Annotated in this window: 14 protein-coding genes, 1 pseudogene and 1 other annotated feature; of the genes and pseudogenes, 6 read left to right on the forward strand and 9 right to left on the reverse strand. The window is 43.3% G+C overall.

Features of this window, described 5'->3' with window-relative positions:
• Positions 1 to 22: 22 nt before the first annotated feature.
• The 4 genes from ABEW32_RS08645 to ABEW32_RS08660 form a co-directional block, all read right to left on the reverse strand.
• Entirely contained in the window at positions 23 to 1,645 is a 1,623-nt protein-coding gene (locus ABEW32_RS08645; RefSeq protein ID WP_430186584.1) for a DUF1593 domain-containing protein, read from the reverse strand.
• Between the two features lie 236 nt (positions 1,646 to 1,881).
• On the reverse strand, positions 1,882 to 2,964 hold the full coding sequence (locus tag ABEW32_RS08650; protein WP_013369718.1) for a bifunctional 3-deoxy-7-phosphoheptulonate synthase/chorismate mutase: 1,083 nt from the start codon (positions 2,962 to 2,964) through the stop codon (positions 1,882 to 1,884).
• Positions 2,965 to 3,046: 82 nt separating this feature from the next.
• Positions 3,047 to 3,318 (reverse strand) — a binding site (T-box leader).
• 87 nt (positions 3,319 to 3,405) lie between these two features.
• A complete protein-coding gene (locus ABEW32_RS08655) occupies positions 3,406 to 3,582 on the reverse strand; it encodes a hypothetical protein (RefSeq protein ID WP_430186586.1) in 177 nt (58 codons plus the stop codon).
• Positions 3,583 to 3,687: 105 nt separating this feature from the next.
• Positions 3,688 to 3,948, reverse strand: a complete 261-nt coding sequence (locus ABEW32_RS08660) for a hypothetical protein (RefSeq protein ID WP_430186588.1) — start codon at positions 3,946 to 3,948, stop codon at positions 3,688 to 3,690.
• A gap of 181 nt (positions 3,949 to 4,129) precedes the next feature.
• On the opposite strand from ABEW32_RS08660, the gene ABEW32_RS08665 reads away from it, so the two are divergent.
• Together ABEW32_RS08665 and ABEW32_RS08670 are read left to right on the forward strand one after the other, a co-directional pair.
• Positions 4,130 to 4,417, forward strand: coding sequence for a hypothetical protein (locus tag ABEW32_RS08665; protein WP_430186589.1), 288 nt, complete (start codon positions 4,130 to 4,132; stop codon positions 4,415 to 4,417).
• A 131-nt stretch (positions 4,418 to 4,548) separates the two neighbouring features.
• Positions 4,549 to 6,438 (forward strand): ATP-binding protein, encoded by a 1,890-nt coding sequence (locus ABEW32_RS08670; protein ID WP_430186591.1) that lies wholly within the window; start codon positions 4,549 to 4,551, stop codon positions 6,436 to 6,438.
• A 99-nt stretch (positions 6,439 to 6,537) separates the two neighbouring features.
• Here ABEW32_RS08670 and ABEW32_RS08675 read toward each other — a convergent pair whose 3' ends face one another.
• Entirely contained in the window at positions 6,538 to 6,774 is a 237-nt protein-coding gene (locus tag ABEW32_RS08675) for an NHLP leader peptide family RiPP precursor (RefSeq protein ID WP_016821365.1), read from the reverse strand.
• A 75-nt stretch (positions 6,775 to 6,849) separates the two neighbouring features.
• On the reverse strand, positions 6,850 to 7,791 hold the full coding sequence (locus ABEW32_RS08680; protein WP_430186593.1) for a hypothetical protein: 942 nt from the start codon (positions 7,789 to 7,791) through the stop codon (positions 6,850 to 6,852).
• Positions 7,792 to 7,975: 184 nt separating this feature from the next.
• On the opposite strand from ABEW32_RS08680, the gene ABEW32_RS08685 reads away from it, so the two are divergent.
• Positions 7,976 to 8,452: a hypothetical protein gene (locus ABEW32_RS08685; RefSeq protein WP_430186595.1), complete on the forward strand. Its 477-nt coding sequence runs from the start codon at positions 7,976 to 7,978 to the stop codon at positions 8,450 to 8,452.
• A gap of 93 nt (positions 8,453 to 8,545) precedes the next feature.
• On the opposite strand, the gene ABEW32_RS08690 is transcribed toward ABEW32_RS08685, so the two are convergent.
• Together ABEW32_RS08690 and ABEW32_RS08695 are read right to left on the reverse strand one after the other, a co-directional pair.
• Entirely contained in the window at positions 8,546 to 9,052 is a 507-nt protein-coding gene (locus ABEW32_RS08690; protein WP_031463030.1) for a DJ-1/PfpI family protein, read from the reverse strand.
• Between the two features lie 232 nt (positions 9,053 to 9,284).
• Positions 9,285 to 9,676: pseudogene (locus tag ABEW32_RS08695) on the reverse strand (AbrB/MazE/SpoVT family DNA-binding domain-containing protein).
• 202 nt (positions 9,677 to 9,878) lie between these two features.
• Here ABEW32_RS08695 and ABEW32_RS08700 point away from each other — a divergent pair.
• Both ABEW32_RS08700 and ABEW32_RS08705 read left to right on the forward strand, forming a co-directional pair.
• The gene (locus tag ABEW32_RS08700; RefSeq protein WP_430186597.1) at positions 9,879 to 11,279 is read left to right on the forward strand and encodes a helix-turn-helix domain-containing protein; all 1,401 of its coding nucleotides are present in this window, start codon (positions 9,879 to 9,881) and stop codon (positions 11,277 to 11,279) included.
• Between the two features lie 225 nt (positions 11,280 to 11,504).
• Entirely contained in the window at positions 11,505 to 11,759 is a 255-nt protein-coding gene (locus ABEW32_RS08705) for a Spo0E family sporulation regulatory protein-aspartic acid phosphatase (protein WP_430186599.1), read from the forward strand.
• Positions 11,760 to 11,960: 201 nt separating this feature from the next.
• On the opposite strand, the gene ABEW32_RS08710 is transcribed toward ABEW32_RS08705, so the two are convergent.
• A complete protein-coding gene (locus ABEW32_RS08710; RefSeq protein WP_430186601.1) occupies positions 11,961 to 13,184 on the reverse strand; it encodes an acyltransferase in 1,224 nt (407 codons plus the stop codon).
• 207 nt (positions 13,185 to 13,391) lie between these two features.
• On the opposite strand from ABEW32_RS08710, the gene ABEW32_RS08715 reads away from it, so the two are divergent.
• Positions 13,392 to 14,399: a substrate-binding domain-containing protein gene (locus ABEW32_RS08715; protein WP_430186603.1), complete on the forward strand. Its 1,008-nt coding sequence runs from the start codon at positions 13,392 to 13,394 to the stop codon at positions 14,397 to 14,399.
• Positions 14,400 to 14,428: the final 29 nt, after the last annotated feature.

Raw genomic sequence — 14,428 nt, forward strand, 5'->3', positions numbered from 1 at the left:
ATTGGTTTAATGCTGTGTTTTGTTATTTTACAGTTACAATCACACGCTGATAATGTTTTAAAGAATGTTTTCCATTATCCTGTACTTCTGCAATGATATGAATCGTGTTTCCAGACTTCGCATCTGCCGGAACTGTGAAACTTACTGTATTTGTATCACTACCTTGCAAATCAATTGTGTTTATTTTCTCACCTTTGGCTACTTCACGATGAAGCCCAAGCTGCATATCACCCAGCATTTCAGGTTTGACTTGTGCAGGTGCGACCTTAGAATCTTCATAGGTGTCAGCTTCAAAATATCTCCACCATTTATAGGTCAATTGATCACCGTCGGGATCTGAGCCTTCTGCGTGCAGGGTTATTTTCTCGCCTGGGCTAGCCGTTAGGTCTAATCCTTCTTTAATAGTCAATGTTGGATTATGGTTGGCATCTTTGTAGTCGGATGCAATAGCCCAATCTGCACGGGCAGCAAAGTCATTTTGAATATCATCAAACCAGCGCATCAGAGAATACTCTGCTTCGAATTTTTTTGTATGCACATCATAATCTAGTACCGTATTTCTAAATAATTTATCGTTAACGACACCAAAACGACCTCCCCAGCCACCATAGGTTGGGTTTTCCATGCTCCGTAATCCGTTATCAATTAAATAGAAGAAGGATGGAGAATCTCCTTCGGATATAAAGTCATACTTGTCGTATTGTGGATTTTTCTTCAAGTAGGCTTCACTGCCTCTTTGTTCTTCATCCAATTCACCTTTGATGATATTGCCGTCGCCCATCAAGGCATACATATTTAGCAGCTTGCCATGACCGTCTTTAATATTTTTGAAGTTCCATTCCCCGTGTAACTTGCTGTTTACTTCTTCCGTGTGCATTTTCCAAGCATAAGCGAAATGCCAGAAGTTAGATTGGTCATTGATAATTCTGATGTCAGGCCAATTTTTGGCGATGTAATTGTTGTAGCTATCGTCCTGATCCAAAATGATGTACAGAACGAGTTTATCACTTACTTTGTTCCGGATTGATTCCCATTGATCTGTATTTTTATATTCATCTTCAATGGATTTCAGAGCTCTGGCTGTGGTATTGGTTCCACCCCAAGTTTGTACATACAGATCTCTTTTGTCATCGTCTAGGAAAAGTGTTTTCAGGAAATTCGAGCCTTCCGTTTCCTTGTCCATTTCACCTTTGTTTGAAATATTTCCGATCTTGGTAACGCTTTTAATATATTCAGGCTTTGGATATCCTTCAGCATGCTTGATTAGGTTGGGGTAAATCTCTCCGTAGGCATCAATCATATCTGTTACCCATTGGGTGCCAGTCCATCTGAACGGCTTGATGCCGGCCTTTTCATCACCTGCATAATGATATACGGAGCTAGTCAGTACAATCCCGGACAAATCCATTTCGTTAGAGTAGAGAAGAAAGCGGATAACCGAGTTCATATCATCTACTTCTCCGTCAGTTGTAATAACCGTTCTAGCCTTGGTCGTTTTATTTTCAACTTTATTGCCCGCTGGCTGTTCTGTTGGAGCAGCGGTTTCATCCTTAACGACGGCTGGGGCCTTGCCACTACAACCACTGATGATTAGAATACATATCATTGCCAACAAGAAAATGCTTAACCCTTTTCTTTTTCTCATTTCTGTTCCCCTCTCTGAACGTTCCCATGATGATTTTTTAGGATTATAACCAGGTGAGTATTTTTTTTATTCAAAAATTAGGCATAAAAAAAACCCAAACATATATATGTCTCAACAAAAGTTGAGCATATATACATTTAGGTTTTGCCTGCATGATCAGTCACAATCCTGATTAGATTCTACATCATAATCTGAAAAAATGAAAGCGGTTTATGATTCTTAGCACAAAATTAGTTTTACGCTTTGAATAAACCGGATTCTTTAACTTCAGACAGGAAGTTGTGGAATTCAGGGATGTTCAGCTGTTGCTGAGCATCGGACAAAGCGACTGCCGGGTTCGGGTGAACTTCTACCATGATGCCGTCGGCACCGGCAGCCAGGGCAGCCTTGGCACAAGGGGCCAGGATGTCTTTACGTCCTGTAGAGTGAGTCACGTCTACCAGTACAGGCAGATGGCTTTCCTTTTTCAAAATCGGAACAGCGGAAATATCCAGCGTGTTGCGCGTCCATTTTTCATACGTACGAATACCGCGTTCAATCAGCATGACTTGTGTATTACCACGGGATACGATGTACTCAGCAGCATGAAGGAACTCTTCCATGGTGGCAGCCAATCCGCGTTTGAGCAGAACCGGAGTTCTCGTTTCACCCGCAGCTTTCAGCAATTCAAAGTTGTGCATGTTGCGCGCGCCAATTTGAATGATATCGATGTAAGGGATCGCTTCCTCCAAATGTCTTGGATCGACGATCTCACTGATTGTAGCCAGCCCGAACTCGTCGCCAACGCGTTTGAGAATTTGCAGGCCTTCAATGCCCAGTCCTTGGAAATCATACGGAGATGTACGTGGTTTGAACGCGCCACCACGCAGAATTGGTACACCCGCTTCCTTGAGAGCCGCACCAACCTCGCGCGTTTGCTGGTAGCTTTCTACCGAGCAAGGACCTGCAACCATGATGGAGGCTTTGCCGCCCACCAGCGTATCTTTAACCTTGATAACCGTGCTATCCGGCTGATTTTTGCGGCTGACGATCAGATGTTTTTTGTGTTCTTCTTTTTGGTAGTTCAGAGAAGCCTTGAAAATATTTTTGAACAGCTGGCGAATCGTAGCATCGTCGAAAGGTCCGCGATTAGCTGCGATCAACTTGTCCAGCATTTGCTGCTCGCGCACTGGATCAAAGTCAGGCACTCCTTGAGCTTCTTTCAATTTTCCAAGCTGTCCTGCCAGTTCAGCGCGTTGGGACAGCAGCTCCAGCAATTGCAAGTTTGTAGCATCGAGCTGTTCCCGCAACAGCTCCAAAGAATTTTCATTGGTTGACATACAGTACACCCTTCCCGAATTTAAATTGTTTGTCTTTCAGCCCTTAGACTTTCGCAGAAAATAACACAAAAAGGCACTCGTCGCAAGGGACGAATGCCGTGGTACCACCCTAATTACAGAAGTATACATACAAGTCGTCAACGTCATTCAATTGACTGCAGTAACCTCTGAGCTTAATGCCCGTAACGGGGGCTTCCGGAAACCTCTACTGCGGACAAAGGAATGAATTCTTCTGTCGGTTCAAGGCTCGACTCGGGAGTGAATTTCAACGCGGGATTGCGGCACGCTCTCAGCAATACGTACCTTTCTGTGGGAATCCGTTAGACGCTTACTTGTCTCCGTCTATGTCTTTGTTCATGGTATTCAAAAGATTTGACCTTATTTTAAACAAAGTGGGTGCAGAAGGCAAGCCCTGATTTTGGATTCTAGTTTTTGCATTCCCTATCTGTCTTTCCATCTTGCTTGATCTCGGGGTTCGGGCTTCGCTGATGCGACTCCTCGTGGGTTATCTTCGCCATAGGTATCGTCGGTATGAGTCTTGTCCGCAGTCCTGCGGTCGTCCTCTTCTACAGGATTCAAGGCTTTGTAGCGTTTGTACTCCATATCAGCCTGAGACATCGGATCTTTATACATAGGAGATCGGTCAACTCCTTTCAGTGTATACACATCATTACCCGCATAGCAGTTGGGAAATCGCTTTTTTATCTTAATAACAAGCAATGATTAATCCAGAATATCGTCACTGTCCAGCTGCTCTTCGTCATCTCCTTCGGTACCATTCAGCAAATCTGTACCATGCAGAAATTCAGCAGGCGCAGAGGGATCAACAGGACTGTTCGGTGTCAGTTCATCGGCATCAGGAACGTCCTCCAGAGGAGTATCCGGTCCCTCGGTCAGGTTCTCCCAGTTCGTTTCTGCATTTTGCAGGGAAGGCTCAAAATCATGATCCTGAAGCTCCGTGTTTTGATCGTCGCGATTTGCCATCTAACTCAGCTCCTTAACTTTTGGTTACTTATTTCGACCTTACCCAAACCGCAGAGCGGCTAAACCTTGAGTTAGTGTGTCTGTAAGATGTTAAAATCATGCGAATAGGGTATGCTCTTTCTCAATTAGCGTTTTTTTGATAACTGCTGTGATATGATAAAGAGGAGTGGGAGGGATATGAATGGAATGGTACATGTTTGGTCCGATGATTAGCCGGATCCGAGTAGGTCAAAAAGCATCTACCCCAGGATATTCGCGCACCATTATTCGGCGTCCGGACGGCTTATACTGGACAGATGGCGGACAGGCCGGAAAAATAGTAGAAATACGCGATTATTTATTCTCCGATATTTGGACGATCTATGACGATGAAGAAAGTGAACCTTGGATAGGGCTCAGAGAGCAGATGGAGCGGCGTGAACAGGAAATGATCATTAATCAATATGAAGATTTTACAAATAATGATTAAAAAGAACATGATACCCTTATTATGAAGAAGGTATGAACATCATCGTATAGAATAATATAATTTTAGGACGATAAAATGTTAAAACATATACAAACTTGTAAATCCTACTATATAACTTTGAGGTGCTTAATATGAGGCATGTGCCCAAAGCTGTCGCCGCTCTGCTAGCGGTCATTGTGATCCTATTGTCGCTGGACCACATTGGCTATGCGGCCAAAATGACCCCGGAACGGGAGTATAAGATCCCCTCCTGGGATATGAGATGGGGAGCAGAAAACGAGGATGGCTCTTTAGATGAGGTAAAGGATCGCAGTAAGGTCTGGATGCATATTGAGGATGATACGCAACTGCTCAAGCAACCGGGCAATAGAGGCACCGCCTGGATTCGTATTAAGCTACCTTCGCTAAATGATGAAACGCCAGCGGTACTTTTTGAAAATATTTATGGCAGACATATTACGCTGTATAAGGATGGTACCAATTTTTATGAATCCTATCGTGGCTACAATTATGAGAATAACCGTATCCTGATTCCGCTGAAGCCAGAAGACAGCGGTAAAACATTATACATATGGACGGAAAGCAGCAAGAATAGACTGGGCATTATCGGAAATGTCATGACGGGTGATTATCGTGACTTGTTGGGAACCTTGGTTAGAATGGATGTCTTGGATATTGTACTAGGCAGCACATTTATCTTTATCGCCCTAGTGCTACTAATTTGCTCATTTTTCCTCTTCCGTCCAAGTATGGCCATGTGGTTATCCCTAAGCGCGATTGTATTGTCAATCGGTCTGATGATCGTAACGTATTCACCATTTCTGTATACATTCTACCGCGCCTACGGCAAGCTGTATCTACAACTTTTTGATGTGGCGTTATTTATTCTGCTGCCCTCGTTAGCCTTCTTTTTTGAGCAAAATATCAATTCGATCTTACTGATTCGAAAATTCAGAAAATTGTTGACCGCCTATTCTTTATTCTGCTTCATTATCATGATTGTGAATTTAGGAGCACAAGAGCGGCTGAACAATGTATATTATTTTTTCAGTGTCATCGTTCTGGGTATATTGCTCGTAGCTTTAATGGTACTTTTGGTATTTGCTTCGGTTCGCATGGCGCTTAAGGGAGACCACGAAGCGATCATTTTATCGACAGGCTTTGCATTCTTCGCAGTCATCACTGTTGCAGAGCTCAGCTGGTTTTTTATCCGGGACGGACACTACAATATGTTTTTATGGAAATGGGGCGTGTTCGGTTTTGTCCTGGCATTGATTGCGATCTTGGGCAGAAGGCTGGCAGAAAAGCACAAGCAGGTGGTCCGGTATTCCAGAGAACTGGAGATGTTCAATAATGAGCTTCAACGTTCGGAGAAAATGGAGATTATTAGCGACTTGGCTGCATCGGTAGCTCATGAAGTGCGCAATCCGCTTCAGGTCACACGTGGATTTCTTCAGTTGATGAGCAAGCAGGAGGATGGTAAAAACAAGGACTATCTGCATATCGCTCTGGAGGAGCTGGATCGAGCGTCCGCGATTATTACCGATTTTCTGACTTTTGCCAAGCCGGAGTTTGACCACACCAAAACGTTAACCATATTGGATGAGTTCAAGCATATTGAAGGAATTATCAGTCCAATGGCAAATTTGCAAGGTGGCAAAATCTCACTCGATATTCCCCAGGAAATCAAGGTCCGTGGGAATTCCTCCAAATTCAAGCAGGCATTCATTAATATTATCAAAAACAGTATTGAAGCGCTGCGAGATCAGGGACATATTCATATATGGGCCTATGTGGACAATGGGGAGGCAGTCATTCATATTCGGGATAATGGTGAAGGGATGGATGCTCAGACCTTATCCAGACTAGGTGAGCCTTACTTTTCGAATAAGACTAAAGGCACGGGTTTGGGAATGATGGTGACCTTTCGGATTATTGAAACGATGAATGGCAAAATATCTTTTACAAGTGCAAAAGGGGTGGGAACAGAAGCGACCATCCGCTTCCCCGTAGCCGGATAACATCCGGCTTTTTTGCATTCGGAGAAAACGGAGGAAAGCTTGCTGAGCCCACCCGCCTGAGATTAAGAAGTATAGATTAAATAAGCTACAAGTACCAATCTACCACATCGAGCGAGGCTTCTGGGATGTAGCAAGCACACCTGAAGGGTTTGGAGGGATTACCAGATAGAACTGGTCAGACGTTTCTTCTACCGTTTTGATTTGGATATGATCGGGGATCACGACTCCTAACACATCACGAATTGCAGATTTGGGATCTGCCATCAGTTTTTCTCTGAAACTGGCATCCTCCCAAGCTTTTTGAATGACTTGTGTTTGAAGAACTTCAGTAGCCATCAAAAATCACCCTCTCATTCGATTGGTTATATTTACCTAGCCAGTATACCACGTAAGAATCAGAAAAATCTAGCATTATTTCATATTTTTGGAGAGCCAATAATCAAGCCCACCTCTTCTCAAATGTGAGCGTCCGCCCTCAATTTCTGCCGCCTCTTCGCTGAGTTCTGCTGCGATGGAATGCGCGAACCTATGCAGGCCATGGATAGTAGGCTCCATCGTCTCTAGCTCCTGAACGGCTTGATTCGCAATGTCCACATAGCTAGCGAGTGCGCCCCGCACATAAATCGCTTCCTGAATTTCTTGTGGTCCTAGTCCTTCACAGTACGGCTTCTTCCGTTCGGCGCTAATATGGGACAATAGGCAGTTATAGCTATGCTCCACCAAATCTTCTGCCCAATCTGCCCAATCATCCGACATTTGGAGCACGAGCAGGGTCAAATCCGTCATCACTGTAACGGTCTCGATCAGGTCGGCATGATCTGCGAGCAGTAGAGCACCCGTTCCGGCCATTTTTAATGGACTGGCTTTCAGTGCGACCTTATTTCTGTCACCTTGAAAATAGTCTACTGCTCCTTCGGATACTACACTAACGGCCCATTCGTCCACATATGTCCGGGCATATGACCAAAAAGGAGAGGATGCCGGAAAAAGGTCCTGATATACGTTCAGACACTCGGTATAGAAAAGCTGACTTAAGGCAAGTTGCGTTTTACGGTTGTCTGCTGCTGTGTCCATCACGTCATCTTGAATTAAATAATGAGCCATGACGAACACGTTGCCGAGCGACAGCTTGCGACATGTTTCGGGAGACAGTCCGGTGAGCTCCTGCAGCCAAAATGGAAGCAAATAGCATATGTAATTACGAGTACTGTCTTCACGCAACGGATTAAACCGTGCCAGGTAGTCTAGCCCCTCTTGCTGAAAAGGAGCCGGAAATGTGACCGTCCGTTCCTCCGCTTGACGAAATACCTTTTCCAATTCTTCTTTGTATGCAAAATACCACTCTATGGCCATCACCCGCATCTCTTATAAATGTTTTTGTAGCGACTTCTAGTTGTTACCCGCCATTGTATCTCAGAATGCAATTATCAAGAATTTGTTATTTTTACATAAAGAGTGTAGTGAAAGACATAAAAATGAATAAAAAAAGCTGAAAGAGAAAATATTGATGAAAAAGGGCGAAAGAAGGGTCTGCAACATGAAAAAACAATGGAAATTGACCGCTACTATCCTATATGGAGGAGTGATGATGTCCGGTACTGCGAGTATCGCAGGAGCATCCGGTATTGAATCGGGTGATCCGTTGCAAGCTCTCACTCCCAACAATCCAGTTCAAGGGGAAGTCCGCCAATGGAACGTTGAACCACAGGACAATCACGGGCACGATCATGTACACAGACATAGACACAGCAAGAGACCTGGCGGCTTGAATCACCATCTTAACGAGAAAGTAGCCAGGCTGCTGGGGATCACCCCTGTCCAGTTAGAGAAAGAGCTGGGGCAAGGGAAATCGTTGGCCGACGTTGCTAAAAGCAAAGGCATTCGGGAGGATCAACTTATTGATAAATTGAAGAATGAAATGACTGTGGATTTGAAACGGATTGTGAACCGTAAAGGTCCGATTACATTCGACCGTAAATCTGGAACTTCGAATGAAGCTCAATTGAAGCGTTAGATGGGGAATAAAATTGTTTTACAATAAAAAAGGATGGGGAGAACCCATCCTTATATTTCAACTTCCTTCATAAAGTGACTGTTGTGAGGAGAATCAGCTATCTTTAAAAAGCTTGAAAAAGTCAATGGTTTCATTAAAATCCTCATCATCCGTATAAATGTTCATAACCTTGCCTATTTCGATTGCAAAATCTACATACTTATTGGGTTTAGCAGATATGATATTCTTGTGGATCTCCAGACCCGATGGATGACTCACATGATTTTTAGGAGAAACACCTGCTAGCTCCAATAGTTCAGTGGCGGAACAAATTGTCGCGATCACTTTATGATCATTATTCAGTGCTTTAATGAGAGCTAGAAGTTGCTTGTTTGTCTTCAATTGAGTGTTATCTCCACCAGGTATAATGAGGAGTTGAATGTCCTCCGCAGACACTTCATCAAGGGCTACCGCAGGCGTAACTTTAAAATCCTCATAGGAAATAACAGGTTCTTTGGTTACTCCAATCGTAACAATATCCCCTTTGGTTTTCATAAAATAGGTTGCCAGCATAATTTCAAAACTAACATAACCATCATAAATTAGAACATGTGACTTCATTTATGCACCTACTAACAACGTTAATTTTTTTACTTGAAAGCTTACATATAGACCCAATATATCATCTTGACGAGTTTAAATCCATATTTTACAGCCACATCATTTGGAAGTTTTGGTAATCTAACTTGTTGAATTTTGGTCAGTATGGATTCAAATTAAAAAAATAACCAGTCACCTTGAAATTAACAGCGACTGGTTATTGAGTTTTGCTCGGATGCGAGTGAAGTGAAACCTACAATAGCTTTTTAAGCTGGGAAATACGGCTATGTGACACGCCAATCCATTCAGCATATTCGCCTTGCTTGGCTGTGGGATGCTCACGGATGAGGCATCTTAGATGTTCAACCAAAGTTGTGATGACGATCAATTGACGCTGTTTCCTTTCAAATCGTGTATGCAGTTTTTACATAAAAATGAATCTCTGAAATAGCTTAAATCCTGAACCGAATGGCATAAATGACAGCAGACGCCAATATATTTCCGCATACTTAACAATCCTGTTTCAACATCTAGGTAAAATTCCAAAGACTCGCCAGCTTGAATTCCCATAGAGGTTCGCATTTCCTTAGGAATAACAATCCGGCCTAGCGTGTCCAAGGGACGTGTCATACCTGTATTTTTCAAGTGACCTTCTCCTTATCATAATAATCTATCAACCAATAATCTCCTAATAAAAAAATAAAAATCTATAAAGTAAAAGTATTTATCGATGTTCCAAAAGATGGTATTATCATGAATGAAAAAACAGTAATTATACTATTAGTTTCAAAACTATATGAATTATTGAAATGGGAATCTATGAAGATGCTGAAAGGGTGGTTTATCCATGGAAATCACACCTACGATACAGGCAGAAGTTCAAACCTATCTGAAACGAAAAGGCTTAACCATGACCGAGTTTGGTCACACGATTGATTTGAATGTAGGTACAGTTAGTGGTATTGTGACGGGCAATCGATCTATGTCGGTTCACCAACTGGATAGTATTACTGCGGGAATGAATTTACCACCGGATTATTTTTACGAACGCTATATTGAAGAATGTATTGAAGAATGCCCGCTCAACTGGAAAAAAATCAGCCCGTTCCTGTACCGATGCATTGAGCTAGGGCGATTGGACTGCTTGCAGCGAGTTGTAATTCTATTATTGGATAACCCTAATTATCTGCCATCGCTCTTTGAAGTTGCCGAAAATGTGTACAAAGACGGTTACAGCGAATCAGCCGCTTACTTATATAAAAAGGTAGCTGAAAGCGAAAAGCAGCAGCATTCAGAGCGATTGGCAATCTGCCAGTATCGCTTGTTCCAAATCAAAGTCGGACAGGATCGGGCTGTAAACCTTCAGGCTGCTATTGAATTCGCCCCTTTTGTGGATCGCTTAGATGAGATAGAGCAACTGGATGCTTTAAAAGATTTGGCGAATGTCTATAGATCATTAAGCATGTGGGATAAGGTGTATGAATTCGCACATCAAATGGGTCAGTTAGGACAACTCCAATATCATCTGGTTCACAATTCCAAGCGAAAAGGAACAGAGCCACGAAAAAAGCTAAGCAGACCATTGTTTGTATACATAGCTTACGCAGAATTGATGTGTGCTAATGCTTGTGATGCAAAAGGAGATCATGAACAAGCATTAGCACATCTTCGCGGTTATTCCGATCTAAGCTGGGTTAAGGAAAATGATCCAGATACACTCCATTGGCTAGGAAAATTTGAGCACTGGGCAAAAATTAATACCTGTGTTAATAAGCTTATGTCTGGAGATATTAGTGTGCTGCCGAATTACGTTAGTTATATATCTGGAGAACAACATATATTTGCGGAACTTTTAAATGTCTTAGAAGTAGCTAATCGGTACAACATTGACATTGATCATATTCTTCAGCACTTCGAACCCCAAATTACAGCTTATCGAAATCAAGAATATACGAGTACATTAACAGAGCAGCAAGTCATACACGAAGAAACCGTGCGATTTTGGTATAAGTTGGCTAAGTACAACTTATTTAAAGGAAGGTACCTTTATGGGTTTAAATGCTTAATAGAAGCGTTGAAAAAAGCTGGTATAATTAACCATGCACTACTTATTTCTAATTGTGCAGGCTTATTTTTCCGTTTCAGTGAGCTTGCTACTCCTGAAATGCAGGCACAATTTTACTCTGCTTATGAGGAGGTGTGGAAAAGAAATGATCAAGAAGACGGCTTTAGTTTTGGCAACAATTAGTTTTTTACTGGTATTTGCATTACCAGTTCCAACTGGAGTCCCAAGCGCTAACACAATCCAAGTTCAAGGGCACATTGGCACAGCTTAAACAATATTTTAGTTTTTTTATTGGCCAGCTTATTGCTGGTCTCTTTTTGTATTATTTTGTAATTTTTTGCTTCAAAATTGATCTTGGCCTATTTGTACATCCCTTCTTAAAATGAAATTCATGAGGAGGTATGTAGGATGAACAAGGATGAAAAGGTAACGTTAATTCAACAAATGGAACACGCCAGACAACTCATGCATGATCTTTACGCAGAATATGGCTTAGGACATGCTTGTGTACTGGAGCAGTCTATGCGTTTGGATGAACTGATTAATCAGTTCAACCGTATGTTTCAGACCAGGAAGCAGCCTCACCAAGTTGTGGACCAGATCATGATCAATGATGATGGTGTGTTCAGTTCATCCCCCCATTCTTTTTATGCAAAACTGTGACTTCTCCCGCGTAATGCTTATAATTATTCTATATAATGACTTATTTTAAAATAAAATACATATCCATGTCATAAAATGTTAATCAGTTAAGGACGTGATTCAGCATACTATGACAACAAAAAGCAGAGCTCAATACATGAGCCCTGCGAAAGTCTTTTGATGTAGCTTGGAATTCCCATGCTGAAACGCTGAGACAGAAGATTAGCCAAGCTCCTGTGTGCTTTTGGAAGCACGTTTGGAGGAGAGGAACTGAAAATTAGGCCGCCAGTTCAATCGCTGTCTGCCTTTGGAGCCAACAATCCAATTGCCGCCAGGCAGATGGGCAAAAAGCCAACTGATGCCGAGAGAAGCACTTGCCACGACGACAAATGTAATGAGCGTAGCTGTAAAATGATGATCCCCTAGGGCAAGCGGACGGGTGTAATAGGATATGAAGGACAGCACGAGTGCATGGACCAGATACCCTCCGAAGGAATAGCGTCCAATCCAGTTCAGCATACGACGAAATGGCTCGGAACGCTGGTCTTTTTGCAAATGAAGCAGCAGCCCATACAACAAAAGCAACTGCGAGACAATCAGTACGAAGGTGCTTGGCTTCAGATAGGTAGAAATATTGAGATTGATCGTATCGCCCGACTGAATCAGCATGGTGTGACCCATGAGCATGAACAGAGCGATAAAGACAAATACATTCCACGGCAACGTCTGTTGGGCCAATCCCCGCCAGGTGTCCGTCATATAGGCGCACACTGCGCCCAGCATAAAATAGAAAAAATACATAACAAAGTTATAAGTGCGGTAATCTAACAGGGTCTGCCCAAAGGACGGTAACCAAGTGCTCCATGCAGACATGTCATAGTAGGACCATTGTAACAACAACGCATAAGCCGCAGCAGCAATCAGCATCACAGCCAGAACAAGCTGCTTGCGCCTTTTCGTACCATACCGCCGTAAAAACGTTCGAATCCACTCGGTTGCTTTTGCAAATAAAGGAAACCAAATATAAAACTGAAAGATCATGACCACAAACCATAGATGATATCCGCTGACGGGGATAATCATTTCCTCGAACATACCTTTGTAAAAGGATATATTCCCCCATTGCGCTGTTGACCAGTTTCGAGTACATAGCCAATAAACAACCGTCCAGCAGAGAAAAGGAACATAAATATCCCGAAAACGCCTGCCAATATAACGGGGATAGCCAATTGGTTTGTTACCATTATAAAATAGCAGCGCCGCAGACAGGAAAACGAACGTCGGTGTGCCAAAACGTGTCAGATGGTACAGCATCGCGAGCATAACGGAATCCGGTTGTTGGATGTCGCTGCGATAAATATATTCGCCAATGCAATGCTGAAGCACGACAGCGAGGTAGGCAAGACCCCGTAGTTCTGTCCACTCCGCGATACGCGGCTTGCTCATCCACATCACTCCTTTTCCTCAAGATTCGCACATGTTTTCCCTAGCACAATTGTAGGTATTGTAACGTAGGAACATTAGTGCAGGATTAACGCTACCTGAAAGTACGGAGAGTGAGTGGTTCCAATTTGGTATGATTGCGTTTACAATCTAAATAAAAACAAAGTAAATTCAAAATTTAAGGATACGCATAGGGAGAGGAGAGGAAGGATGAAGAAAACGCTGCTAGTGTACATGCTGTTAATTGCGGCCTTTGCTCTCTATGTGTTCAGATATGAACAATCCGAGCGGTTGAATGGAGCTTGGGAGGAAAAGGGGCTGCGAGGCAGCATCGGAGAAACGTACATGATGATTACATTCCAGTCCGGTTTGGAGTATTGGAAAAGCGGGCTCAAGGGCTTCGAGGATGCCGGGGATGCCTTGGGAGTAACGGTGGAATACCGGGGGGCTACCCGGTATGATGCACAGGAGCAGACGACCGTCATTGAACAGGCGATTGCCCGTAAACCCGCAGGCATTGCCATATCAGCGATTGATCCACACTCTCTGATCCCGGTCATTAACAAGGCGCTGGATGCAGACATTCCTGTAGTGCTGTTTGACGCTGAAGCGCCGGAGAGCCGGGCGTATACGTTTTTGGGCACAGATAATTATAAAGCGGGCGTGACCGCTGCAGAAAAAATGGCAGAGCTGTTGGGACGTGAAGGCCAAGTCGCTATTCTGACACTGCCTGGACAGCAAAATCATGACGAACGCTCGCGCGGCTTTCGCGATACCATTCAGCGTCAGTATCCTGCCATGAAGGTGGTGGAAGTAGCAGATTGTCGTGCTGACGTGATGGTATCAAGGAATGAGTCGCAAAGACTGATGAAAGCTTATCCGAAACTGGCGGGTATTTTTGTCACCGAAGCTACGGGAGGAACAGGTGTAGGTGAGGCGGTATTGAGCCAGAAAAACAGCCACCCGCTGAAAATTATTTCTTTTGATACGAATAAATCGACACTGGATATGATTCGTGATGGGACGATCTCGGCCACGATTGCCCAAGGGACATGGAATATGGGCTATTGGTCACTTCAATATCTGTTCCATCTGCATCATCATTTGACGATCCCGGCCCCTTCTTCCTCTGGAGATAACACCCCGCTGCCCGTGCGGGTGGATACTGGAATTTCCATCGTCACCCGAGCCAATGTAGATGATTATTATGCAAAATAAATATTGGAAGCGCATCCACTTAGGGATGT

The organism is Paenibacillus jamilae, from assembly GCF_050482105.1.
Lineage (GTDB): Bacteria > Bacillota > Bacilli > Paenibacillales > Paenibacillaceae > Paenibacillus > Paenibacillus jamilae_B.

What these genes read in the sequence shown, in the direction of transcription:
- ABEW32_RS08670 (WP_430186591.1), top strand. Translation starts at nt 4,549, where the DNA reads ATGAGGCATGTGCCCAAAGCTGTCGCCGCTCTGCTAGCGGTCATTGTG.
- ABEW32_RS08710 (WP_430186601.1), bottom strand. Translation starts at nt 13,184, where the DNA reads ATGAGCAAGCCGCGTATCGCGGAGTGGACAGAACTACGGGGTCTTGCC.
- ABEW32_RS08650 (WP_013369718.1), bottom strand. Translation starts at nt 2,964, where the DNA reads ATGTCAACCAATGAAAATTCTTTGGAGCTGTTGCGGGAACAGCTCGAT.
- ABEW32_RS08705 (WP_430186599.1), top strand. Translation starts at nt 11,505, where the DNA reads ATGAACAAGGATGAAAAGGTAACGTTAATTCAACAAATGGAACACGCC.
- ABEW32_RS08700 (WP_430186597.1), top strand. Translation starts at nt 9,879, where the DNA reads ATGGAAATCACACCTACGATACAGGCAGAAGTTCAAACCTATCTGAAA.
- ABEW32_RS08645 (WP_430186584.1), bottom strand. Translation starts at nt 1,645, where the DNA reads ATGAGAAAAAGAAAAGGGTTAAGCATTTTCTTGTTGGCAATGATATGT.
- ABEW32_RS08660 (WP_430186588.1), bottom strand. Translation starts at nt 3,948, where the DNA reads ATGGCAAATCGCGACGATCAAAACACGGAGCTTCAGGATCATGATTTT.
- ABEW32_RS08715 (WP_430186603.1), top strand. Translation starts at nt 13,392, where the DNA reads ATGAAGAAAACGCTGCTAGTGTACATGCTGTTAATTGCGGCCTTTGCT.
- ABEW32_RS08675 (WP_016821365.1), bottom strand. Translation starts at nt 6,774, where the DNA reads ATGGCTACTGAAGTTCTTCAAACACAAGTCATTCAAAAAGCTTGGGAG.
- ABEW32_RS08685 (WP_430186595.1), top strand. Translation starts at nt 7,976, where the DNA reads ATGAAAAAACAATGGAAATTGACCGCTACTATCCTATATGGAGGAGTG.
- ABEW32_RS08680 (WP_430186593.1), bottom strand. Translation starts at nt 7,791, where the DNA reads ATGGCCATAGAGTGGTATTTTGCATACAAAGAAGAATTGGAAAAGGTA.
- ABEW32_RS08665 (WP_430186589.1), top strand. Translation starts at nt 4,130, where the DNA reads ATGGAATGGTACATGTTTGGTCCGATGATTAGCCGGATCCGAGTAGGT.
- ABEW32_RS08655 (WP_430186586.1), bottom strand. Translation starts at nt 3,582, where the DNA reads ATGTCTCAGGCTGATATGGAGTACAAACGCTACAAAGCCTTGAATCCT.
- ABEW32_RS08690 (WP_031463030.1), bottom strand. Translation starts at nt 9,052, where the DNA reads ATGAAGTCACATGTTCTAATTTATGATGGTTATGTTAGTTTTGAAATT.